19 protein-coding genes are annotated in these 22170 nt (G+C 74.0%); 13 read left to right on the top strand and 6 right to left on the bottom strand.

Annotated elements, in window-relative coordinates; genetic code table 11:
• Positions 1–164: 164 nt before the first annotated feature.
• Both CLV43_RS36115 and CLV43_RS49715 read left to right on the top strand, forming a co-directional pair.
• Positions 165–3446, top strand: a complete 3282-nt coding sequence (locus CLV43_RS36115; protein WP_106193206.1) for a hypothetical protein — start codon at positions 165–167, stop codon at positions 3444–3446.
• A gap of 70 nt (positions 3447–3516) precedes the next feature.
• Positions 3517–3795 (top strand): alpha/beta fold hydrolase, encoded by a 279-nt coding sequence (locus CLV43_RS49715; RefSeq protein ID WP_245887221.1) that lies wholly within the window; start codon positions 3517–3519, stop codon positions 3793–3795.
• On the opposite strand, the gene CLV43_RS36105 is transcribed toward CLV43_RS49715, so the two are convergent.
• Together CLV43_RS36105 and CLV43_RS48130 are read right to left on the bottom strand one after the other, a co-directional pair.
• Positions 3792–5063: a nucleotide disphospho-sugar-binding domain-containing protein gene (locus CLV43_RS36105; protein WP_106193205.1), complete on the bottom strand. Its 1272-nt coding sequence runs from the start codon at positions 5061–5063 to the stop codon at positions 3792–3794. The genes CLV43_RS49715 and CLV43_RS36105 overlap by 4 nt on opposite strands.
• A 235-nt stretch (positions 5064–5298) precedes the next feature.
• A complete protein-coding gene (locus CLV43_RS48130; RefSeq protein WP_170156163.1) occupies positions 5299–5514 on the bottom strand; it encodes an ATP-binding protein in 216 nt (71 codons plus the stop codon).
• A 30-nt stretch (positions 5515–5544) separates the two neighbouring features.
• Here CLV43_RS48130 and CLV43_RS36100 point away from each other — a divergent pair, with 30 nt between their 5' ends.
• Positions 5545–6234, top strand: a complete 690-nt coding sequence (locus CLV43_RS36100; RefSeq protein WP_245887220.1) for a hypothetical protein — start codon at positions 5545–5547, stop codon at positions 6232–6234.
• 10 nt (positions 6235–6244) lie between these two features.
• On the opposite strand, the gene CLV43_RS36095 is transcribed toward CLV43_RS36100, so the two are convergent.
• Complete coding sequence (locus CLV43_RS36095) at positions 6245–7144, bottom strand: LysR family transcriptional regulator ArgP (RefSeq protein WP_106193203.1); 900 nt, start codon at positions 7142–7144, stop codon at positions 6245–6247.
• 69 nt (positions 7145–7213) lie between these two features.
• Here CLV43_RS36095 and CLV43_RS36090 point away from each other — a divergent pair, with 69 nt between their 5' ends.
• Positions 7214–7807: a LysE/ArgO family amino acid transporter gene (locus CLV43_RS36090; RefSeq protein ID WP_106193202.1), complete on the top strand. Its 594-nt coding sequence runs from the start codon at positions 7214–7216 to the stop codon at positions 7805–7807.
• Between the two features lie 3 nt (positions 7808–7810).
• Here CLV43_RS36090 and dapA read toward each other — a convergent pair whose 3' ends face one another.
• Positions 7811–8710: a 4-hydroxy-tetrahydrodipicolinate synthase gene (dapA, locus tag CLV43_RS36085; protein WP_106193201.1), complete on the bottom strand. Its 900-nt coding sequence runs from the start codon at positions 8708–8710 to the stop codon at positions 7811–7813.
• A 73-nt stretch (positions 8711–8783) separates the two neighbouring features.
• Here dapA and CLV43_RS36080 point away from each other — a divergent pair, with 73 nt between their 5' ends.
• Both CLV43_RS36080 and CLV43_RS36075 read left to right on the top strand, forming a co-directional pair.
• Complete coding sequence (locus CLV43_RS36080) at positions 8784–9695, top strand: LysR family transcriptional regulator (RefSeq protein WP_106193199.1); 912 nt, start codon at positions 8784–8786, stop codon at positions 9693–9695.
• A 178-nt stretch (positions 9696–9873) separates the two neighbouring features.
• A complete protein-coding gene (locus CLV43_RS36075) occupies positions 9874–11214 on the top strand; it encodes an extracellular catalytic domain type 1 short-chain-length polyhydroxyalkanoate depolymerase (RefSeq protein ID WP_106193198.1) in 1341 nt (446 codons plus the stop codon).
• A gap of 139 nt (positions 11215–11353) precedes the next feature.
• On the opposite strand, the gene CLV43_RS36070 is transcribed toward CLV43_RS36075, so the two are convergent.
• Positions 11354–12211 (bottom strand): poly(ethylene terephthalate) hydrolase family protein, encoded by an 858-nt coding sequence (locus CLV43_RS36070; RefSeq protein ID WP_106193196.1) that lies wholly within the window; start codon positions 12209–12211, stop codon positions 11354–11356.
• 221 nt (positions 12212–12432) lie between these two features.
• Here CLV43_RS36070 and CLV43_RS36065 point away from each other — a divergent pair, with 221 nt between their 5' ends.
• From CLV43_RS36065 to CLV43_RS36055, 3 genes are all read left to right on the top strand, one after another.
• On the top strand, positions 12433–14874 hold the full coding sequence (locus tag CLV43_RS36065) for a helix-turn-helix transcriptional regulator (protein WP_211304714.1): 2442 nt from the start codon (positions 12433–12435) through the stop codon (positions 14872–14874).
• Between the two features lie 111 nt (positions 14875–14985).
• Positions 14986–15489 (top strand): SigE family RNA polymerase sigma factor, encoded by a 504-nt coding sequence (locus CLV43_RS36060; RefSeq protein WP_106193193.1) that lies wholly within the window; start codon positions 14986–14988, stop codon positions 15487–15489.
• Positions 15486–16376 carry a hypothetical protein gene (locus tag CLV43_RS36055; RefSeq protein ID WP_106193191.1) on the top strand — a complete coding sequence of 297 codons (891 nt, stop codon included), beginning with the start codon at positions 15486–15488 and terminating at the stop codon, positions 16374–16376. The genes CLV43_RS36060 and CLV43_RS36055 overlap by 4 nt, the downstream gene beginning before the upstream one ends.
• A gap of 48 nt (positions 16377–16424) precedes the next feature.
• Here CLV43_RS36055 and CLV43_RS36050 read toward each other — a convergent pair whose 3' ends face one another.
• Positions 16425–17882, bottom strand: a complete 1458-nt coding sequence (locus CLV43_RS36050) for a chymotrypsin family serine protease (RefSeq protein WP_106193470.1) — start codon at positions 17880–17882, stop codon at positions 16425–16427.
• Between the two features lie 200 nt (positions 17883–18082).
• Here CLV43_RS36050 and CLV43_RS36045 point away from each other — a divergent pair, with 200 nt between their 5' ends.
• The 4 genes from CLV43_RS36045 (at position 18083) to CLV43_RS36030 (ending at position 22168) form a co-directional block, all read left to right on the top strand.
• On the top strand, positions 18083–19657 hold the full coding sequence (locus tag CLV43_RS36045) for a glycoside hydrolase family 76 protein (protein ID WP_245887219.1): 1575 nt from the start codon (positions 18083–18085) through the stop codon (positions 19655–19657).
• Between the two features lie 110 nt (positions 19658–19767).
• Complete coding sequence (locus CLV43_RS36040) at positions 19768–20367, top strand: sulfite oxidase-like oxidoreductase (protein WP_106193190.1); 600 nt, start codon at positions 19768–19770, stop codon at positions 20365–20367.
• 1 nt (position 20368) lies between these two features.
• The gene (locus CLV43_RS36035) at positions 20369–21088 is read left to right on the top strand and encodes a ferredoxin reductase (protein ID WP_106193188.1); all 720 of its coding nucleotides are present in this window, start codon (positions 20369–20371) and stop codon (positions 21086–21088) included.
• A gap of 66 nt (positions 21089–21154) precedes the next feature.
• Positions 21155–22168, top strand: coding sequence for a protein kinase family protein (locus CLV43_RS36030; RefSeq protein ID WP_106193187.1), 1014 nt, complete (start codon positions 21155–21157; stop codon positions 22166–22168).
• Positions 22169–22170: the final 2 nt, after the last annotated feature.

The raw sequence follows: 22170 nt of genomic DNA, 5'->3' as shown, positions 1-22170 counted from the left end.
GCTCCCGCGGGCCGGGCGCGGCGGCGTCACCTCCAGTGCTTGGCGTACTTCTTGCGGTACCGGGGTCTGACTCCCACACCTGCCGTGCTGTGAGCGACCGCGGGACTGGTGGGTCCGGGTAAACGACTGGCGACCGGCCCGTCCGGACACGAGAATCACGGGCCGTGACCACTTCCGCGCGACGTCTGCTCCGCACGATCGACCCGCTGCCCTTCGGCGTCCGGCAGAAGGTCCTGTCCGACACGGCCCGGCGGCTGACGGGGACCGCCGAGCTGGACGACCTGCTGCGCGAGCTGGCCGGGGACGCGCACTCGCGGCGGATCGCGCTGCAGATGGCGTACGTGGCCGGGCACGGCGGGTTCGTGGCGGAGTGCCTGGCGGCGCGGGAGACGGCCGTGGTGGCGCACGCGCTGGGCGCGGCGGTCCGGCTGGGACTGCCCGCCGAGGTGTTCGTCGAGAGGCTGCCGCACCTGCCGACCGCGTTGCGCCGGACCCTCTACAACGGAGTCCGGCGGCGCCGGGCGACCGGGCTGGCCGACGCGCTGCTGCCGGAGGTGCGGGCGCGGTTCGGGGACCAGGAGGCGGCGGCGCTGCTGGTGGCGTGCTCGACGCCGGTGGTCGCGGGCGTGCTGCCGGACCTGGCGCACGCGGTCGCGAACTGGACCGCGATCGGCCGACGCCACTCCGCGGAGCTGCTCGACCTGGTCGACGCCGAGCTGGCGGCGATGACGCCCGCGTGGTGGCCGAAGGTGTGGGCCCGGCTGGGCGGTGGGATCGCGGCGGCGGCCGAGTGGCGCCCGGCGCGGGTGCTGGACCTGGTGGAGCGGACGCTGCCGCACGCGCCGCTGCCGTGGAGCCTGACCGCCGCCATGGGCGTGCTGGCCCGGCACTCCCCCGAGCGCGTCGTGCGGGTGCTGCTCGACCCGCGCCGCACCGGGAGCACCCCGGACCGCCGCTCGCTGTGGCGGGCGCTGTCCGGGCTCGGCGACGCGGAGCTGGTCGGTCTCGCGCGCCTGCTCGACGGGGCTCCGCTGGTGCGGTTCCTGCACGTCCTGGCACCGTCGCGGCGCCCCGCGGTCTACGCGGGCGCCGGCGGACGGGCCGACGTGCCGCTGGCCGCGCTGGACGAGCTGCCCAGGGCCGCGAGGGCGGCCGAGGCGCGCAGGCTGTTGTCGTTGCGCGCCAACGCCGACGAGCCGACGCGGCGGCTCGCGGTGACCGCACGGCTGGACTGGGCGGAGGCGGGTCCGGTGCTGCGCGAGGCGACGAAGCGGGCGACCGCGGACGAGCGCGCCGCGGCCTACCCGCTCTACGTCGCGGCGGGGGCGGCGAGCCGCGACCCCGAGGTGTTCGCCGGGCTGCTGGGCACCCTGACCAGGCTGCCCAACGAGCAGGACCCAGTGCGGGCGGCGGCGCTGACCGCGCTCGCGGCCGTGCCGTCGTGGCTGTTCCGGCCGTCGGAGGCCGACGCGCTGGTCAAGCTGATGGTCGACGCCGCCCAGGCGCGGGACTGCTCGTGGAGCACGCAGCACGCCGTCGGCACGCTCGCGGGCGCCTTGGTGCGCGAGGGCGTCGTGTCGCGCCGCCCCGAGCTGCTGGACGCGGGCATGGCCGGGTTGGAGGGCCTGGGCAGGCACCTGGGGTGGATCGACCTGAGCCGCCTCGACGAGGCGCTGCCGCACGGCGCCGAGCACCAGGTGTTCGAGGCGCTGCGCGGGCGGATGGCCGCGGACGCGGCGCGCGGCCGGTACGCGGTGCTGCTGGCGCTCGCGGCCGGGCTGGGCAAGCGGGCGTGGGGCATGCCGGACCTGCACGAGCTGCTGGCCAAGGCGTGCACGGCGAAGGACGACTCCGTGGTGACGCGCGCCGTCGGGCTGTGGCTCGCCCCTCCCGCGACCCGGAACGAGCGGGTGGAGCGGGTGTTCCGCCGCGACCGGTCGACGATCACCCTGCGCCCGGTGCTCGACGCCATCGGGTTCCGGCGCACCGACCTGCTCGACGACGTGATCGGCAAGCCGCTGCACGGCCGGTTCCTCAAGCGGGGTGTGCGGTACGTGCCGCCGTTCGAGGGCTGCTTCCCCCGGTGGCTGCCGCGCCAGACCGCCGCGCACGCCGCGGAGCTGGCGGCGCTCGCGGGCGACCGGCGCGCGAACGTCTACGAGCGGGCGAACGCGGTGCGCGCGCTGGGCCGGGTGCCCGGCACGGTCGACGCCGTGCGGGCGTTCACCGGCGACCGCGAGGTGCAGGTGGCCGAGGCGGCGCTGGCCGCGCTGGCGTGGACCGACGAGCCCGGCGACGTGCTGGCCGACCTGCTGTCCCACGTGGACTCCGACCGGGCGCGGGTGGCGGTGTACGCGGCGACCCGGTGCGCCCGGTTCACCGCGCCCGACCGGCTCGGCGACCAGCTGGGGCGGCTGCTGGGCGGCCCGAAGGTGACCGCGCGGAAGGAGGCGATCCGGCTGCTGGCCGAGCACCGCGTGCCGGGTGCCGCCGCGCTGCTGGCGTCGGCGTGGGGCGGTCCGCACAGCCACCGGGACGTGCGGCGCGCGCTGGTGTGGGCGGCCGAGTGGTTCCTCGACGACGAGGCCGCGTGGGACCTCCTGGCCAAGGCGACCACCGACGAGCAGGCGGTCGCGGTGACCGTGCTCGACCGGTCGCCGTTCACCGTCGCCCCGCGCCACCGGGCCCGGTACGCGGCGCTCGTCCGGGCCGTCGTCACGGCTCCGCACGGCGACCCGACAGTGCTCAGGGCTCCGACGCTGCCGCTGTGGACCCGCTGGGACACCGGGACCACCGCGGTGCTGGTGGACCGGGTGGCCGACCTCGACGACACCGCGACCTGGTCGCCCGCGTTGGCCGCCTTGGTCGACGTCTGCGCGGCCGCCGACGACATCGGACCGTTGCGCGAGGCCACCGCGCGACTGCTGGCGGTCGAGGACCGCTTCGACGCGGAGCCCGACCGCGACCTGCCCGCCCGGCAGCGGATCGGCGCCCTCGCGCGGATGGTGGTCGGCCGCCCGTCGGCCGTGCTGCGCGCGGCCGCGGGCGCGCTGTCGGACGACCTCGCGCACGCCCCGGAGCACCGCGGGTCCGCCGTGGCGCTCGCGGTGGCGGCGGTCCCGTGGGACGACGACCCGCTGCCGGGGCTGCGCGCCGTCGCCCGGCTCGCCGACCGCCCGGCACTGGCCGCGCGGGCCGCGGCCGAACTGTCGACCGGTGTGCACGACGCCGTCCGGCGGATGCCGCGCGAACGGGCGCTCGCGGTCGCCGGGACGTTGACGCGCGAGGGTGCCACCCCGGCCCTGCTCGCGCTGGCGATCACGGCCGCCGCGGGCCACGACACGGGGTGGCCCGAGCACTGGCGGGCGCTGCTGCGCGAGCTGCGCCGCCACGACGACCAGGACGTGCGGCTCGCGGCGCTGGACACCGTGACGGCCGTGGAGTAACCGGTCGGCGGTCGACGACCCCCAGGGTGGTAGTCGCCCCCGGTGGTCCCCTGTGGTGTGGACCGGCGGGATGTGCCCGGTGGACGTGCTCGGCGGGGACAACGTGGTCGTGACCGGTGTCGAGAACGGACCGACGGTGCTGCTCGCGCACGGCTTCGGCTGCGACCAGAACCCGTGGCTGCTGGTCGTCCCCGCGCCGGCGGAGCGGTTCCGGGTGGTGCTGGTCGACCCCGACCCGCGTCCTCATCGGACTGGCCGAGACCTTCGGCGTCCACGCCATGGTCGAGCACGCCGACGCGGCCTGGGCCGTCCGGTCCTGAGCACCGGACGGCCCCGAGCACCGCGCTAGCCGAGGGTCAGGCGTTCGATCTCGGCGAGCGCGTCGTGCGCGGCGTAGACCTCGGCGAGCCCGCGCGCGTTGTCGCGCATCCCGTCGTCCTTGAGGACGATGGCGACGGCGTCGGCGACCGCCTCCGGGGTGGGCCTGCCGGTCCGCAGGTCGACGCCCACCTCGCGGTAGGCGACCCGCGCGGCCGTGGCGGGCTTGTCCTCGGTGACACCGGCGGCGACGACCGGGACACCGGCGGCGATCGCCTGCTGGGTGCCGCCGAACCCGCCGTTGGTGACGTACACGTCGGCCTTGGGCAGCAGCCGGTCGAACGGGATGAACTCGGCGACCCGCGCGTTGGCCGGGACCGGGATGGACAGCGCCTCGACCTCGCGGCCGAGCGCCGCCACCACCGTGACGTCCAGGTCCGCCAGCCCGAGCAGCGCGGGCTCGACGAGGTCGGACAGGTCGCGGTTGGCCAGCGTCCCCTGCGTGACGACGACGACCGGGCGCGAGCCGTCCACATCGGACCACCACGACGGCGGCTCCCAGTCCGCCTGGCTCCGTCCGGGCAGGATGCCCACCAGGTGCAGCGAGTCCGGGGCGTCGCCGCGGTCGAACTCGAACCCCGGCACGGTCAGCGCCGCGGTCACGTCCGGGACGGTCGAGATGCCGTCGATGAAGCCGGGGACGGTCTCCGTCGCGCCGAGGGACAGCAGGACCTCGGTGAGCCGGACCTGGGTCGGCCTCATGAGCTCGACGAACTCGGCGTTCGCCGCGCGGTTGGCGGCCTTCTGGTCCTCGCCGGGAGCGACCGGCACCGGGCCGAAGAACGACGTGTCCTCGCTGCTGATCGCCAGTGGCGTGGCGCAGACCGCGACCCAGCGGCGCGGGCGCAGACCGGGCGCGCCCATCGCGGTGGGGAACGCGCCGAGCCACAGGACGTTGCAGATCAGGTACTGGTCCGGGTCCTCCTCCAGCAAGGACTGCAGCACGGCGTGCTGGTCGGGCATCGGGTCCACGAAGCAGTGGGCCCAGTCGTAGTTGAGCATCTCCGGGCCCGGCGCGAGCTTCATCCGCTCCGGGTCCTCGGCGACGACGCGGATGTCGAAGTCCGCGGTACCGGTGTGCGGGACGAACCCGAGCCCCGCCTGTTCCACCTGCGCGCGGAAACGGCTGCCGGTGACCACCGTGATCAGATGACCGCGCTCGGCCAGTCCCCTGGCCAGTTGCAGCAGCGGTGCCAGCTCCCCCTCGATGGGCGGGGCGGCGACGATGATCTTTGCCATGATGGCCTTTCCTCGGAGTCGGTGGACTAACCCCAAGAACGCACGGGCGGACGTCCCGGTCGCCCGATCTCCTGGCAGGAACTCGCCTTCTCCGTGACGGCGGTGCGGCGTGTCGGCGTCGGGTCGTCCGCCTCGGCCCGGGACCGCACCGACCGGAGCGGTCAGGACCGCGCGTCCAGCGGGAACGCCACCGCGGTGCGCCAGGTCCCGCCGTCCGGGTCGAGGCCGCTGGTGGTCACGCCGTCGAACAACCTGGTACGGCTGCGGATGCCCTCCAGCCCGCGGGGCGGTCCGGGGTCGCGGCGGGCACGGGGTTGCTCGTCGTCAGCGCCAGGGTGTCGCCGGTGAAGGAGAGCTCGACGTCCACACCGGACAGGTCGCCGTGGCGCAGCGCGTTCGTGAGCATCTCCTGCACGATCCGGTACAGCGCGACGTCCAGCGACTCCGGCACCCGCCGCGGCTCGGCGGGATCGCGTGGGACATGGAGTGGCACACGAACGTCGGCCCGGACACGTTCTTCACGCTGCCGCACCTGCTGCTGTACTCGGGGACGGCGGTCGCGGGGCTGACGAGCCTGGTGGTCGTGCTGTCCACCACGGCGGCCGACCGCGCCGGGCGCGTAGTGGACCCGATCGTCGCCGGGCGCGTAGTGGACCCGATCGTCGGCGGGCGCGCGGTCGCCGTGTTGGGTCGCACGTTCGCCGCGCCCGTCGGCTACCTGGTCGCGGGCACCGGCGCGGCGGTGTTCCTCGTCTACGGCCTGTGGGACCAGTGGTGGCACGGGCTGTACGGGTTCGACGCGATGGTCGCGTCGCCGCCGCACATCGGGCTGCTGCTGTCGATCATGATCACGACGGTCGGGTTCACCATGGTCACGGTCACCGGGCTGGACGAGGTTGAAGCCGATCCGGTCGACCTCGTCGCGGCGGGCGGGGCGCTCATGGCCGTGGTGGTGCTGCTGTGCGCGATCCTGCTCGGCCGGGGTGGCGCGCTCGGCCTCGCCGTGGCGGGGCTGGGCACCGTGCAGACCGCGGTGCTGTTCGGCACCGGGTGGCCCGCCGCCGGGACGGTCGTGGCCACCGGTCTGGTAGGCATGGCGTCCGGCGCGCTCGGCGGTTTCCTCGGCGTGCGGTTCGGCGCGATGCTGCGGCAGCTCGCCCCGGTCCGGTAGGCCCCGCCGGTCACGGCCCGCGCGTCCCCTGCCGCAACGCCCCGGCGGCGGCCTTGCGGACCGCCGCGGTCAGCGACGACAGCACCGTCGACTCCAGGCGCCAGCACTGCCAGTACAGCGGGACGTCGAGGTGGCGGCCGGGGGCCAGGTCGACCAGGCGGCCGTCGGCGAGGTCCGGGAGGGCGATGCCCTCGGGGACGAGGCCCCAGCCGAGGCCGAGGCGGATGGCCTCGGTGAAGCTGCCCGCGGCGGGGACGTAGTGGGTGGGCGGGTCGGTGTCGCGGTGGGTGACCGAGCGGGCGAAGCGGCGCTGGATGACGTCTTTGCGGTCGAAGCAGACGACGGGCGCGGTGGCGAACGCCTCGGCGGGGTCGCGGTCGGCGAACCACCGGTCCCGGCAGTCCGGCGAGGCGACGGCGAGGTAGCGCATCGCGCCGAGCCGGGTGACCCGGCAGCCCTGCACGGCGGTGCGCTCGGAGGTGACCGCGGCCATCACGGTGCCCGCCCGCAGCAGCTCGGCGGTGTGGCCCTCGTCGTCGGTGCGCAGCTCGAACAGCACGTCGGGCAGGTCGGTCAGGACCGGCAGGAACCAGCCCGCCAGCGAGTCGGCGTTCACGACGACGGCCACGCGGGTGCGGGCCTGCCCGCCCAGCGCGCCGCGGGCGGCGGCGAGCGCCTCGCGTTCGAGCAGGTCGACCTGGCCGCCCAGCCGCACCAGCGGCCTGCCTGCCTCCGTGGGCTCGCACGGCCGCGTCCGGCGCACCAGCACCTGGCCGACGACCTGCTCCAACGCCTTGACGCGCTGGCTCACAGCCGACGGCGTCACGTGCAGGACGCGCGCCGCGGCGTCGAAGCTGCCGTGGTCGACGACCGCCTGGAAGGTCGCGAGCTGCACCGGGTCGAGCGGCATAAGGCATTCTAACGGTGCTGAAGCAACTTCAGCTGGAGTGCAGGAGCCCCTGCTCCTAGCGTCACCGCCATGGGTTCCGCTCTCGCCGGTTTCGGCTTCTGCTCCGCTCTCATCGTCGCCATCGGGGCGCAGAACGCCTTCGTGCTGCGCCAAGGCCTGCGCCGCGAACACGTGCTGCTGGTGGTGCTCACCTGCGTGGTCGCGGACGCGGCGCTGGTGGCCGCGGGCATCGCCGGGCTCGGCGCCGTCCTGACGTCCGCGCCCGGCGCGCTGACGGTCGTGCGCTGGGGCGGTGCCGCGTTCCTGCTCGGCTACGCCGTGCTGGCCGCCCGCCGCGCGGTGCGCCCGAGCTCGCTCACGCCGCTGGACCTCCCGCCCGCCACGCTGCGGGCGACCCTGCTGGCGTGCCTGGCGATGACGTTCCTCAACCCGCACGTGTACCTGGACACGGTGCTGCTGCTGGGGACCGTGGCCCACGACGACCCGAGCCCCTGGCTGTTCGGCGCGGGGGCGACGGCGGCCAGCGCCGTGTGGTTCACCGGTCTCGGGCTGGGGGCCCGCAAGCTCGCCCCGGTCCTGTCGCGCCCGGTCGCGTGGCGGTTCGTGGACGGCTCGATCGCGGCCGTGATGACCGCGATCGGCGTGTCGCTGGCGATGGGCTGAGGGTCAGACCAGGACGGCACCGGCGGCCAGGGCGTCGGTCAGCCGCCGGAGGTCGGACGGCGGCGACTCGAGCAGCGGGAGGCGCACGGTCGCGTGCGGGATGATCCCGAGCTCGACCAGCGCGGCCTTGGCCATCACGGCTCCCGACGAGGTGCGCATGACCGCGTCCACCAACGGGATCAGCGCGGTCTGCACCGCCCGCGCCGCCTCCAGGTCACCGCGGCGGACGGCGGCGAGCAGCTCGGCGTTGCGGTCCGCGGCGACGTTGCCCACGACGCTGAGCACGCCGGCGGCACCGCAGGCGAGGTAGGGCAGGTTCAGCTCGTCGATGCCGCAGTAGTAGGCCAGCGCCGTGCGGGACATGACCGACATCGCCTCGAACAGGTCGCCCTTGGCGTCCTTGACCGCCCGGATCCGCGGGTGGTCCGCCAGCTCGACCAGCGTGGCCTCGGCGAAGGCGATGCCGGTGCGCGCGGGGACGTCGTAGAGCATCACGGGCAGCCCGGTGGCGTCGGCGACCGCCGTGCAGTGCGCCACCACCCCGGCCTGGGTCGGCCGGGAGTAGTAGGGCGCTACCAGCAGCACCGCGTCCGCTCCCGCCTCCTCGGCCGCACGCGCCCGGCGCACGCTGCCCGCCGTGTCGTAGGTGCCGACGCCGACGGTCACCCTGGCGCGGCCTGCCGACCGCTCCGCCACGACGCGGACCAGCCGGGTCACCTCCGCCTCGGTGAGCGTCGGCGACTCGCCGGTCGTCCCGGCGACGACGACCCCGTCGCAGCCGGTGGCCAGCAGGTGGTCGACGAGGGCGACCGCGGCCGCGTCGTCGACGGCGCCGTCGGGGCGCATCGGGGTCACCATGGCGACGAGGTTGGAGCCGAAGGACAGGTGCGGCGAGTCGGTCATGGGTCCACCGTGACCGACCACGACAGGTGCGGTCCAGCGAAGGTTTCTTGCGGGTACTGCGTAGCCTGGCTTCATGATCGACGTGGGGACCCTGCGGGCGCTGCGGTCGGTGGCCGCCCTCGGGACGCTCGCACGGGCCGCCGACGAGCTCGGCTTCACCGCCTCGGCGGTGTCGCAGCAGATCAAGCGCCTGGAACGACGGCTGGGCGTGCCCGTGCTCGCGCAGGCGGGCCGCGGCGTCGTCCTCACGCCCGCCGGCCAGGCCATCGTCGACTCCGCACCCGCCGTGTTCCAGGCGCTGGAGCGCTGCGCGGAGGCGGCCCGGTCGGTGGCGGGGGGCGCGCCCCGCGGCGTCGTGCGCGTCGCCGCCTTCTCCACCGCCATCCGCGGCCTGCTCGCCCCCGCCGTCACGCGGCTCGCGGCGCACCACCCGGAGCTGTCCGTCCGGATCACCGAACAGGACCCCGAGCAGGCCCTGCACAGCGTCGACGCGGGCACGTCCGACCTGGCGCTGGTCCACGACGCCGACGGCCTGCCGGTCCCGCTGCCGCCGTCGCTGACCCGCCACCACGTGCACACCGACGTCGGCGACGTCGTCATGGACCGCACGCACCCGCTCGCGCTGCTCGACCGCCCGCTGACGGGCCCCGACCTGGCGGGCCACGCCTGGGTCACCAGCCCGCCGGGAACCGTGTGCCACCAGTGGTTCCGGCGGCTGTTCGCGGACGCCCCCGAGGAGCCCGACGTCCGCCACCTGGTCGACGACTTCGCCACCCAGCTCTCCTTGGTCGCCGCGGGCGGTGTCCTCGCGCTGGTCCCCCGGCTGGCCCGCCCCCCGCTGGGTGACGGGCTCGTCTCCCACCCGCTGCGCCGTCGACCGACCCGCGCGGTGCACGCGGCCTGGCGCCGCAGCGCCGACACCAGCCCCGCGGTCCGGGCCGTGCTCGACGCGCTTGAGCCGTCCCCTGCCGCGACCGACACCTGACGGACAAAAGTTTCGCCACATATGTGAAAGTTTCGATCACCGTGCTGTGGCAAATTCCCTGTTCTTGCTGTTCAGATGACCATATGAGACTCGAAACCACCCGAAACTACGCGTCCGGCAACGACGACCCGGCAGTACCGTGAACGCGCCCCTGGCCGCCATCCTTCAAGGAGGAAGGATGCACCTCAGTACCTCTCCCCCCGTCCGGCGCCCCGCGTCGACGGGCCCCGCCCGCCGCGGCGGCGTCGTGGTCAAAGCACTCGGAGCCCTCGTGACCGCGCTCGCCACGGTGATCGCCGTGCTGACCGCGCCGCAGGCCTCGGCCGCGACGCTGACCGAGGTGACGGGGTTCGGCACGAACCCCAGCAACCTGCGCATGCACATCTACGTGCCCGACCGCGTGGCGGCCCAACCAGCCGTGCTGCTCGCGGTGCACTACTGCACGGGCACCGGACCGGCGTTCTACTCCGGCTCGGAGTTCGCCCGCCTCGCCGACCAGTACGGGTTCATCGTCATCTACCCGTCCGCGACGCGCAGCGGGCAGTGCTTCGACGTGTCCTCGCCGCAGGCCCTCAAGCGCGACGGCGGCAGCGACCCCGTCGGGCTGATGTCGATGGTGCGCTACACCTTGCAGCGCTACAACGGCGACGCGAGCCGGGTGTTCGTCACCGGTGTGTCCTCCGGCGCGATGATGACCAACGTGATGCTGGCCGACTACCCGGACGTCTTCCAGGCGGGCGCGGCGTTCGCCGGTGTGCCGGACGGGTGCTTCGCCACGACGGACGGCTCCGGGTGGAACAGCGCGTGCGCCAACGGCACCGTGCTCAAGACCCCGCAGGAGTGGGGTGACATCGCCCGGTCGGCCTACCCCGGCTACTCGGGCGCGCGGCCCAGGGTGCAGCTGTGGCACGGGACCGCGGACGACACGCTGCGGTACCCGAACTTCGGCGAGGAGATCGACCAGTGGACCAACGTCCACGGCCTGTCGACGACGCCGACGTCCACCGACAGCCCGCAGTCGGGCTGGACCCGCACCAGGTACGGGACCAAGGTCGAGGGGATCTCGTTGCAGGGCACCGGGCACAACGTGCTCGCGTCCGGCATGGCGTTGCGGGTCATCCAGTTCTTCGGCCTCGACCAGGGCGGCCCGACCACCACGACGACGACAACGACCACCACCACGACGCCCAACCAGCCGGGTGGCGCGTGCAAGGTCGGCTACACCGTCAACGCGTGGAACACCGGCCTGACGGCCACCATCACGATCACCAACACCGGCACCACCGCGCTGAACGGCTGGACGCTCGGGTTCACCCTGCCGTCCGGGCAGACGATCACCTCGGGCTGGAGCGCGACCTACTCCCCCACCAGCGGGGCGGTGACCGCGAAGAACGTCTCCTACAACGGGGCGCTGGCCGCGGGCGCGTCCACCGGGATCGGGTTGCAGGCCACGCACACCGGCGACACCGCGGCGCCGACCGCGTTCACGCTGAACGGGGCGGGCTGCACGATCGGGTGAAGGGGTGGAGGCCCACCGGCCTCCACCTCCTCCCCCTTCCGGCGAGGCCACGCCCTCGGAGGGTTCCGGAAGAACGGCCCGGCCCGGACGTCGCGGCTGCAGGGTTGCCGCGACGTCCGGGCGGGGGTGTCCCGAACGATCAGGACAGCGGGCAGGTGTTGCGGTACTCCTCGACCAGCGTGCCCGCGGACGGTCCGGGGCAGAGGAACTGGTCGTAGCGGGTGTCGTTGTCGACGAAGCGCTTGAGCCAGGAGAGGCTGTACTTCGCGACGGTGGTGTTGGAGCTGGTGGGCGCCGAGTGGCTCGCGTTGTTCAGCTCGAGGTAGGACTTGTCGGTCGCCGAGGTCATGCTGGTGTAGAACGGCTCCGCGTGCTGCGCGACCGGCGCGGTGGTGTCGCTCTCGGCGCCGATGATCATCGTCGGGACGCGCACGGTGGACCAGCTCTTGGTGGTGTGCCACGGGGTCATCGGGATCGCGGCCTGCAGGGCGGGCCGGGTGCGCGCGGCGGCCAGCGAACCGCCGCCGCCCATCGAGTGGCCCATGACGGCGAGCCGGGTGGCGTCGACGCGGGTGCGGACCGCGCTGCTGCCGGTGAGGTAGTCCAGCGCCGCCAGCAGCTGGGTGCCGCGGCTGTCGGGCTGGTCCAGCGTGCTGGTGGTGTCGATGGTGAACACGACGAAGCCCTGCGAGGCGAGGCGCGGGCCGAGCCAGCTCACGCTCGACTGCGAGGCGGTGAAACCGGGCGAGATCGCGATGCCGCCGAACGTGCCGGCGCTGGTGTCGGTCGGGTAGTAGATCGTGCCGCCGCCGAAGCCGGACACCGACGAGCGGGCCACGGTCGTCGTGGCGGTGGCGAACGTGCCGCGGGTCGCCTCGATGCTGGAGGTCGTGGGGGCCGGACCGCGCTCGTAGGGGTTGGCCGCGGCGATGGCGGGTACCACCGAGACGCCGGCCAGCAGCACGGCCAACGCGGGGATCAGGTTGCGGAGTCGCACGGTGAATCGCACCTCGCTTGTGCAGGGGGATCAGCACGGCTGACCCTGCAAGACCGCGACCGCCACCCGCATCGGCGGATGTGCCGGTCCACCGCAACCCCGACCACCGCGACCACCTGTCGGTCCATCGGTGCAACCACCGCTCCCCCGACCCGATGCCCTCGGTGAAGGGTGAACCTTCGGCGCTTCACACCGGTCCCGTCATGTGGGACAACTGGGACATGCTGCTCGGACGGGATCGGCAGCGCGTCGCCGTGGACGCGGTGCTCGACCGCGCCCGCGCGGGGCGGGGCGGCGTGCTCGTGCTGCGCGGCGAACCCGGATCGGGCAAGACCTCCCTGCTGCGGGCCGCCCGGCAGGCCGCCGCCGACTTCACCGCCGACAGCCGCCGGGTGCTGCTGTGTGTGGACGACGCGCACCGGCTCGACCTGGACGCGCTGCTCGACCTGGTGCGCGAGGTCGACGACGAGCCGGTGGCCGTGCTGGTCGCCACCGAGGGCGGCGCGCTCGGCCTGCCGTGCGTGGAGCTGGAGCCGCTCGACCACGGCACCAGCGTCCGCGTGCTGCGCGACCTGCGGCCCGGCCTGTCCGCGGACCTGGCCGACGACCTCGCCCACACCGCCTGCGGCAACCCGCTCGCCCTCGTCGAGCTGTCGTGCTCGTTGACCAGCGAACAGCTCGGCGGGGCCGTGCCCGCGCCGCGCTGCCTGCCCGAGGGCAGCTCGCTGCGCCGACGGCTGCGCGACCGGTTGGACGTGCTGTCCGCCCCGGCGAGGCACGCGCTCGCGCTCGTGGTGGTCGACGGCGACGTGGACGTCGAGACCCTGGTGCGCCTGCCCGGTCTGGGGGTGGCGGCGGTCGAGGAGGCGTCCGCGCTGATGGACCCGCGACCGCTGGTGCGCGAGACGCTGCGCGCCGAGCTGCCGCTCTCGGCCCGCTACGCCGCGCACGCCGCGCTCGCCGAGCTCCTCCCGCCGGGGCCGCGGCGCACGTGGCACGAGGCCGTCCTGCTGCCCGGCGCGCGCGACGCCCAGGCCGACGACCTCGCCGAGGCCGCGGCGCTGGCCCGTCGTCGCGGCGACTTCGCGGCCGCCGCCCGCGACCACGGCCGCGCGGCCTCCCTCACGACCGCCTACGACCACCGGGCGCGGCGGCTGGTCGCCTCGGCCGCCGACCACTGGAAGCGGGGCGTCCCGCACCGGGCGCGGGCGCTGCTGCGCGAGGCGGCGCCGCTGTCGGACGCCTCCGAGCTGCGCGCGCTCGCCGACGTGGTGCGCGGCGGGCTCGACCTGGGCAACGGGCAGCCGGACACGGCAGCGCGCAGGCTCATGCGCGCGGCGGGCGACCTGCTGGGCACGAACCGGGGGCTGGCGATCCTCGCACTGGGCTTCGCGGGCGAGGCCGCCGCCATCGCGGGCTCCCACCACATCCACGGCCGGATCGCCGACTTCGCCGCCGGGCTGCGCACCCACGGCGAACCCGCCACGACCCGGCTGGTCCTGGACCACCTGGTCGGCACGGCGGCGAGCTACGCGGGCCGCCACGACGAGGCGCTGCCCGCGCTGCGGTCGGTGGTCGAGCTGGCCGACCTCGACCCGACCCCGCACGGGAAGGTGTGGGGCGGGCACGCGGCCTACATCCTCGGCGACGCCGACAAGGCGCACGAGCTCGCGGGCCGCGGCGTGGCGGCGGCCCGCGAGAGCGGGCTGACCACGCTCGTGCCGTGGGCGCTGACCTGCCGCGCGCTGTCGGCGATGATGGTGGACCAGCACTCGGTCGCGCTCACCGCGGCGTTCGAGGGCGTGCACGCCGCCACCGCCGCGGGCCAGCACAACGCCGTGGTCGACCACCTGGTGGTGCTCGCCCTGCTCTCGGCGCTGCGCGGGGACGCCGACACCGCCGTGCACCGGATCGGCGCCGCGGCCGAGCAGATCGAGCACCGCGGCCTCGGCCGGTGCGGCACGATCGGCGCGTGGGCGTTCGTGTGCGTGGACCTGACCCGCGACCGGCCCGCCGACGCGCTGCGCCGCATCCCGCCGATCGCGTCCGGCGGTGTGCACGCGGGCATCAAGGCGATGGCCGCGCCGCACCTCGTGGAAGCGGCCGTCGCCTGCGGGCGGACGTCCACGGCGGAGGGCGCGTTGCGCCGCTACGACCGGTGGGCGCGCAGCAGCCAGAGCCCGGCGCGGATGGCGCTCGCGCACCGCTGCCACGCGCTGGTGTCCGACGGCGCGGAGGCCGACGACCACTTCACCGAGGCGATCCGGCTGCACGAGGTCGGCGGCGCCACCATGGAGCTGGCCAAGACCGAGCTGTTCCACGGGACCCGGCTGCGCCGCAACCGCAAACCCAAGCAGGCCAGGGAACTCCTGCGCGACGCCGTGCGGCACTTCGAGCACCACGAGGCCGACTACTGGGCCGACCGCGCCCGCGCCGAGCTGCGCGGGGCGGGCGACACCACGTCCTCGCCGCAGGCGGGTCTGGTCGCCGAGCTGACCCCGCAGCAGTCGCAGATCGCCAGGCTCGTCGCCGAGGGCGCCACCAACCGCGAGGCCGCCGCGCGCCTGTTCCTGAGCCAGCGGACCGTGGAGCACCACCTGCGCAACATCTTCACCAAGCTGGGCATCCGCTCCCGCATCGAGCTCACCAAGGTGTTCACCTGAGACCGTGCGCCCACCGTCGTGCGAACCAGGTCGGGACTTCCCCTCCCCCGGTGCAACCGAATCCGGCTCCGCGAGCGTGACTACCGCGGTACCGCACGATGGAGGAGTCGAATGAGTGATCGGGACGCCGAGTTCGCCGAGTACTTCGCGGGGAGGTCGAGCGCCATGCGCGGTACGGCGTACTTGCTGTGCGGTGACTGGCACCGGGCGGAAGACCTCGTGCAGGCCACGTTCACCAAGCTGTACCTGGCCTGGCGGCGGATCTCGCGGCACGAGGTGCTCGACGCCTACACCCGGCAGATCCTCGTGCGCACGTTCGTCTCGGACACCCGGCGGGGCTGGTTCCGCAAGGAGCGCCAGGCCGACTTCACCCCGGACTCCGAGGCACCGGGAGGCGGGTCCGCGGAGGACCGGCTCCTGCTGATCGAGGCGCTCACGCACGTGGCGCCCCGGCAACGGGCGGTGCTCGTCCTGCGGTACTGGGAGGACCTGTCGGTCGAGGAGACCGCCAGGGCGTTGAACTGCACGACGGGAACGGTGAAGAGCCAGGCCGCGCGGGGGCTGCAGACGCTGCGCGGCAGGCTCGCCGACGAATACCAGGAGAGGGTCCGATGAACGAGCAAGAACTCACCAGCGCACTGCGCGACGTGATGGTGGCGAGCAGCCCCCCGCCTCCCATGGACACCGGTGCCGCCGTGGCCGCGGGCCGGAAGGCGCAGCGGCAGCGCCGCGCCACCTGGGGCGGCGCGGTGGCGGGTCTGGCGGTCGTGGGGATCGCGGTGGGTGCCACGTACCTGCCGTCGTTGACCGGTGGTCAGCTCCAGGTCGCGGGGCCCGGCAAGGGGACGGACGTGCAGGTGCCGCTCACCGGGGACAAGGCCGCCAACGCGCCCGGCACCGCGGTGGGGCAGCCCGCGGCCGGGTCCGGGAGCACCGAGACCAGCTGGCCGGACGGGCAGACCGACCGCACGGCCACGAACGGCCCCCGCGCGGACAAGAGCGCGGGACTGATGGCCGGTCTCCGGGCGGCGCTCCCGCAGGGGCTGCAGGGCGTCGACAGCCTCCAGGACGCGACGAGCCGCACGCAGTCCCAGTTCGACAAGTACACCGACACCGGCGGCCAGGTGTGGGAGTACCTGGCGTCCACGCCGGTCGTGGCGACCGGTGGGGAGAAGACCGGCGCGGTGCACCTGCAGATCACCACGGCGGGCAACGACCTCCCGGCCGACCCGTGCGCCACCACGCTGAGCTGGGGCGCCAAGGGCAGCTGCGCGGTCGTCGACGTGAACGGCGTGCAGGTCGGGGTGCTCACCTCCGACGGCACCGGCGACCAGAAGGGGTTCGACCAGCTCGTCGCCTACCGGTACGCCGACGGCACCGTGGTGCTCGTCGCCCAGGCCAAGGCGTTCGGCGGCAGCAAGCTGCCCGCGCTGGACGCCCTGCCGCTGAGCACCGACCAGCTCACGGCGTTGGCGACCGACCCCCGGTTCCACCTGGACTGACCGGTGCGGGCTTGCGGCGGCCGCGGCCGCCGCAAGCCCGTCGCGCGCTCAGCCGGTGGGCGTGGTGATCACCGAGAACACCGACCCCTGCGCCGCCACCCTGGCGCTGAGGTCCGTGGTGATGGTGTCGATCGGCACGTAGTTGTTCAGCTCACCGGACTGGCAGGCACCGGAACGGCTCTGCTGGCTGCCTTCCAGGATCCCCAGCGCGGTGTGGTCGACCTGGCTGAACAGCGGTCCGCCGCTGTCGCCCGCGCGGGCGCAGAGGTCGGTGTTGATGCCGACGTCGGTCGAGAGCACCCGGCCGCACCGGGTGCCGACGAGGTAGTCCACACCCGCGCCGCTGTCGACCGAGTCCGGGTAGTTCACCGCGCTGGACCCCGACCCGGTGGCGCACACCACCCAGCCCGCCCTGACCTCCGCCAGCGCGTGCGTACCGGTGATGTACTCGTCCACCGACGTCGCCTGCTGACCGCACGGGGTGTCGGCGTCGCTGTCCAGGCCACCGTTGCGGCAGTAGGTCAGCACCCGGTTGTGACCGGGCTGGCCGTCGAGCCAGGTGGTCGCGGTGGCGGCGTCGACGTAGGGCAGCGCCGCGTAGTCGTAGGGGTAGGAGTTCTTCTCGATCCCGTGCTGCGCCAGCACGTCGTTGCCGTTGTGCTGGGTCGGCGTGTTGTTCGTCTTCGTCGCCATGCAGTGGCCCGCGGTCAGCACCCACGCCTTGCCGGGGAACCCGCCACCGGTCGAGCGGAGGTTGAACCCGCTGGTGCACCCGCCCCAGGTCCCGTTGTCGCGCTTCATGTCCAGCCGCAGACCTCCCCGCATCGGGCCGTAGTCCGTGCAGTACAGCGGGTGGCAGAAGCCCCAGTCCACGTCCGGGGTGGAGGCCAACGGGGTCGGCTTCACCAGCGTCCGGACGACCGCGGGCTCACCGGAGACGGCGCGCCGCACCGCGTCCGAGGTGGCCGAGACGCCCGGTACCGCCTTCTCCTTCGCGACCCAGTCGCGTTCCCAGACCACGACCCGGTTCTCCGCCTCGCTGACCGCGGGCAGGTAGACCGCGTCCGAGCCCGTGCCGACCTGCGCGGCGATCCGGTCACGAGTCTTCACCAGGTCCGCCAACGAGTAGCGGACCTCGGCGGTCCGCACGTGCGCGCGGTCCAGCCCGGCCAGGAACGGCTCGGCGGCGGCCGCCTTGGTCATCGACACCACCAGCACACCGCCCGCCTCCTGGTCGAGCCGCATGCCGCCGTACTCCGCGCCCGCCTCGCGCCGCAGCCGCTCGTCGAGCCGCACCGCCTCGCGCTGCAGCTCCAACCGCCGCAGCGCCTCCCGTTCGGACACGCCGAACGTCTTCACCAGGTACCGCACCGACGGCAGCACCGCCGCCGGGTCCAGCGCCCCCGCGGGGGCCGGTGCGGCACCGACCCCCGCGGACGAACCGGCCACCACCACCGCGACCGCCGCGAACGCGGCCACCACGGCTCTGGCACGAAAACCTCTCACCACGACATCCCCCAGGATCTCCGTTACGACACTTCCGGGGCGAGTACGCCGGAGGAACGGGAAAGGTTGCCCCGCGTTCCCTCCGGATGTCCGGAAACCTGGCCTGTCCGGATTGTTGACTCCATTGGTCACCGAACTTTAATCTCGAATTGAGAGCGCTCTCACATTTCAGGCCACCCACCCCTGCTCCGGGAGGTCTCGTGCTGAACGCTGCCGTTCTCACGTCCTTGGTCCTGTCCCTCGTCGTGGTCGTCCCGCCCGAGCCCGCCGCGGTCGCGCCACCACCACCGACGGCCGCCTGCGACAACTACTGCGACACCCGCGATCCCGCGCTGCCGCCGAGTGCCCAGCGGTCCGCCACCCGTCCCGACACCACCTCCGCGCGCCCGACCGGCGGCCCCTCGTCGACCGGGCAGGCCCCGCCGTCGACGGAGGCCGCCATCTGCAACAAGTACTGCGACGCCCGCGATCCCGGACTCGCGCCCGCCGACCGGGTCACCCAGACCACGACCGTCGGCGGCAAGCAGGTCTCGATGCACTTCGACGACACCGACGCCATGGGGTGGGCCAGGATCACCCCCGCCGCCCAGGGCGACGAGGTGTGGCTGGACCGCTCGTTCGACGCGGGCGTGAGCTGGGGTTCGGGCTCGAAGCTGGGTGACACGAGGACTCCGGCGGGCTTCGGCGACTGGCGCACGCTCATGTACAACGTGGACGACTGGGCCAACCTCGGCGTCGGCCTGCTGCGCGCCTGCGGCCAGCCCGCCGGGTCGACCGCCATCGGCTGCACCGCCTGGTACCGCACGACGTGGAACGCCGGGAACCGCCGCACCGCCGCCGCCACCGCGCTGATGGAGCGCTACAACCTCGGCAACGGGCTGTTCGACACGACCGGCTGGTGGAACTCCGCCAACGCCCTGACCGCGGTCGTCGACAACGCCAGGCTGACCGGGATGGGCAGCTACCGCTACGCCATCGCGAGGACCTACGACCTCAACCGGACCGCCTGGGACGGCAACTTCATCAACGCCTACAACGACGACGTCGCCTGGTGGGGTCTCGCGTGGATCGACGCCTACGACCTGACCGGCGACAGCAGGTACCTCTCCACCGCCCGCACCGACGCCGACCACATGCAGCTCTACTGGGACTCGACCTGCGGCGGCGGGGTGTGGTGGAGCTCCAGCCGGACGTACAAGAACGCGATCACCAACGCGCTCTACGTGCAGATCAACGCCGCGCTGCACAACAGGATCGCGGGCGACACCGTCTACCTGCAACGCGCCCGCACCGGCTGGACCTGGTTCCAGAACAGCGGGATGATCAACGGCTCCAACCTCGTCAACGACGGCCTCACCTCGGGCTGCGCCAACAACAACCAGACCACGTGGAGCTACAACCAGGGCGTGCCGCTGGCCGCGCTGACCGAGCTCAACCGCGCCACCGGTGACGCCGCGTTCCTCACCAAGGCCCGCACCATGGCCAACGCCTCGACGGGCAGCACCTCGCTCAACCCCGGCGGCATCCTGTTCGACAACGGGGGCGGCGGCGACGTGCCGTCGTTCAAGGGCGTCTACGCCCGCGGCCTGGCGGCGCTGAACCGGACGCTGTCCGACCACCCCTACACCGCGTACCTGCAACGCCAGGCCGACAGCGCGTACAGCCGCGACCGCTCCGGCGCCGACTCCTACGACCAGCCGTGGGCGGGACCGTTCCAGGTCAGCGACGGCGCGCGCCAGCACAGCGCCGTGGACCTGATGAACGCCGCGGGCTGACCCCTCGTGGCGCCGCGGACCCCGCGGCGCCACGCCGGGGTGCGCCACGTCACCGGGCCGATCCGCGCCGGAGCGGGAAGACTGGCCGCCACGGAGGAGAGGAGAGGGCCGTGGCGATCGTCTCGCGCGGGTTCCGGGGCAGACCTCGTGGCGGGGACGCGGCGTTGCCGCCCGGCCAGTACCTGACCGAGGACTTCCCGGTGCTGTCCACGGGTCCGACACCGCGGGTGTCGACGGACCGGTGGGAGCTCACGATCACGACCGAGGTCGGCGTCGAGCACACCTGGACGTGGCGGGACCTGCTCACGCTGCCGCACGAGAAGCCCGAGGTGGACCTGCACTGCGTGACCAAGTGGTCCAAGCTCGGCACCCGGTGGCAGGGCGTGTCGCTCGACGTGCTGCTGGAGGACGTGGAGACCTCGGCCGACTACGCGATGGTGCGCTCCTACGGCGGGTACACCACGAACCTGCCGCTGCTCGACCTGCTCGACGGGCAGGCCTGGATCGTGCACCGCTACGACGGCGCGGACCTCGCCCCCGAACACGGCGGCCCGGCCCGGCTGCTGGTGCCGCACCTGTACCTGTGGAAGTCGGCGAAGTGGGTGCGCGGCATCCGGCTCATGCGGGAGGACTCGCCGGGGTTCTGGGAGGCCGTCGGCTACCACGACTACGGCGACCCGTGGCGCGAGCAGCGCTACCAGGGCGACTGACGTGGTGCGCAGGCTCCCCTGGCACGTCGCGGAGGTGGTCGGCGTGCGGGACGAGACGCCCGTCGCGCGCACGCTCGTGCTGGACGTGCCGCGGTGGCCCGGCCACCTGCCTGGGCAGCACGTGGACGTGCGGCTCACGGCCGAGGACGGCTACAGCACCCAGCGCAGCTACTCGCTTGCCGCGCCCGCCGACGGCGACCGGGTCGAGCTGACCGTGCAGCGCGTCGAGGACGGCGAGGTGTCGCCGTACCTGACGAGCGTCCCCGAGCCCGGTGACGTGTTCGAGCTGCGCGGCCCGATCGGCGGCTGGTTCGTGTGGCGCCCGGAGAGCACGGCGCCGGTGCTGCTGCTCGCGGGCGGGTCCGGCATCGTGCCGCTGATGGCGATGATCCGCGCCCGCCGCTCCCCCGTGCCGTTCCGGCTGCTGTACTCCGTGCGCCGCCCGGCCGACCGCCTCTACGTCGACGAGCTGCGCCGTCCCGTTCCGGGACTCGACGTCACCTACCTCTACACCCGCAACGCCCCCGAGGACTGGCCCCGCCCTCCCGAGCGCCTGGGCGCCGCCGACCTCGTCACCGCGGGCTGGCCCGCCGACTTCGCGCCGGACTGCTTCGTCTGCGGCCCCACCGGTTTCGTCGAGACCGCCGCCGACCTGCTCGTGGACCTCGGCCACGACCCCGCCCGGATCAGGACCGAGCGCTTCGGCCCCGGCGGCGCCTGACCCCGTCCGTCCACTGTCGTCCGGAACACAGTTGCGCTCCAGGTTTGAGTTACATAGACTCAAACTATGTTCACCAGGCAAGAGGCACTGGACCAGGTCGAGCGGGCCACCTCGCCCACCGACCTCTTCGGACCTCCGACCACGGATGCGGACCTCCGGAAGGGGGCTCGGCGTCACTACCGGGGACTGGCCGCGGTGCTGCACCCCGACGTGGTCGGACCGGCCGACCGGCGGGCCCACGCGGCGTCGGCGGAGCTGACCCGGCTGCACCGCGAGTGGTGCGGGGCGACGGCGGTGGAGCTGCGGACGGCGACCGGGACCTACCGGGTCGGCGGGCTGCACGCGGTGGGCAGCGTCGCGAACGTGTACCGGACCGACGGTCCCCAGGTGGTCAAGGTGGTGCGCAACCCGGCGCTGAACCCGTTGCTGCACGCCGAAGGGCGGGCACTGCGGGCGCTGCGCCGGTTCACCGACCGCGAGCGGTGGCTGCGGCCCTACTACCCCCGGATCACCGACAGCTCGGGCGACGTGGTCCGCGGCGACCGGGCGTTCACCGTCCTGGAGCCGCTGGTCGACGGGTTCGTCACGCTGGCGCGGGTGCGGCGGGCGTTCCCCGCCGGACTCGACGGCCGCGACTACGCGTGGATGCACCGCAGGCTGCTGCGGGCCGTGGCGGGCGCGCACCGGCTGGGTCTGGTGCACGGCGCCATCTCCGCCGACAACGTGCTGGTCCACCCCGAGGAGCACGGCGTCGTCCTGGTCGGCTGGTCGTTCGCCGTCGAGACGGGGCAACGGCCGCTGGCGACCAGCAAGGCGATCGCCTACCCGCCGGAGGTCCTCGACGGGTCGCCGGTCACCACCGCCACCGACGTCCACATGGCGCACGCGCTGATGCTGGAGCTGTTGGGGCGCGGCGAGACCCGGCAGCGCGCGTTCGCGACCGGGTGCATGCAGGACCGCCCGGCACGACGGCCGGACGCCGTCGACCTGCTGGACGAGTACGACGAGCTGCTCGACGAGCTCTACGGCGCGCGGGTCTTCCGCCCGTTCGCCCTCCCGAACCTCGAGACAGGAGCCTGACC

Source organism: Umezawaea tangerina (assembly GCF_003002815.1).
Taxonomy (GTDB): domain Bacteria; phylum Actinomycetota; class Actinomycetes; order Mycobacteriales; family Pseudonocardiaceae; genus Umezawaea; species Umezawaea tangerina.
Note: the sequence above shows the minus strand (reverse complement) of the source record. Positions and strands in the feature narration are given on the sequence as shown.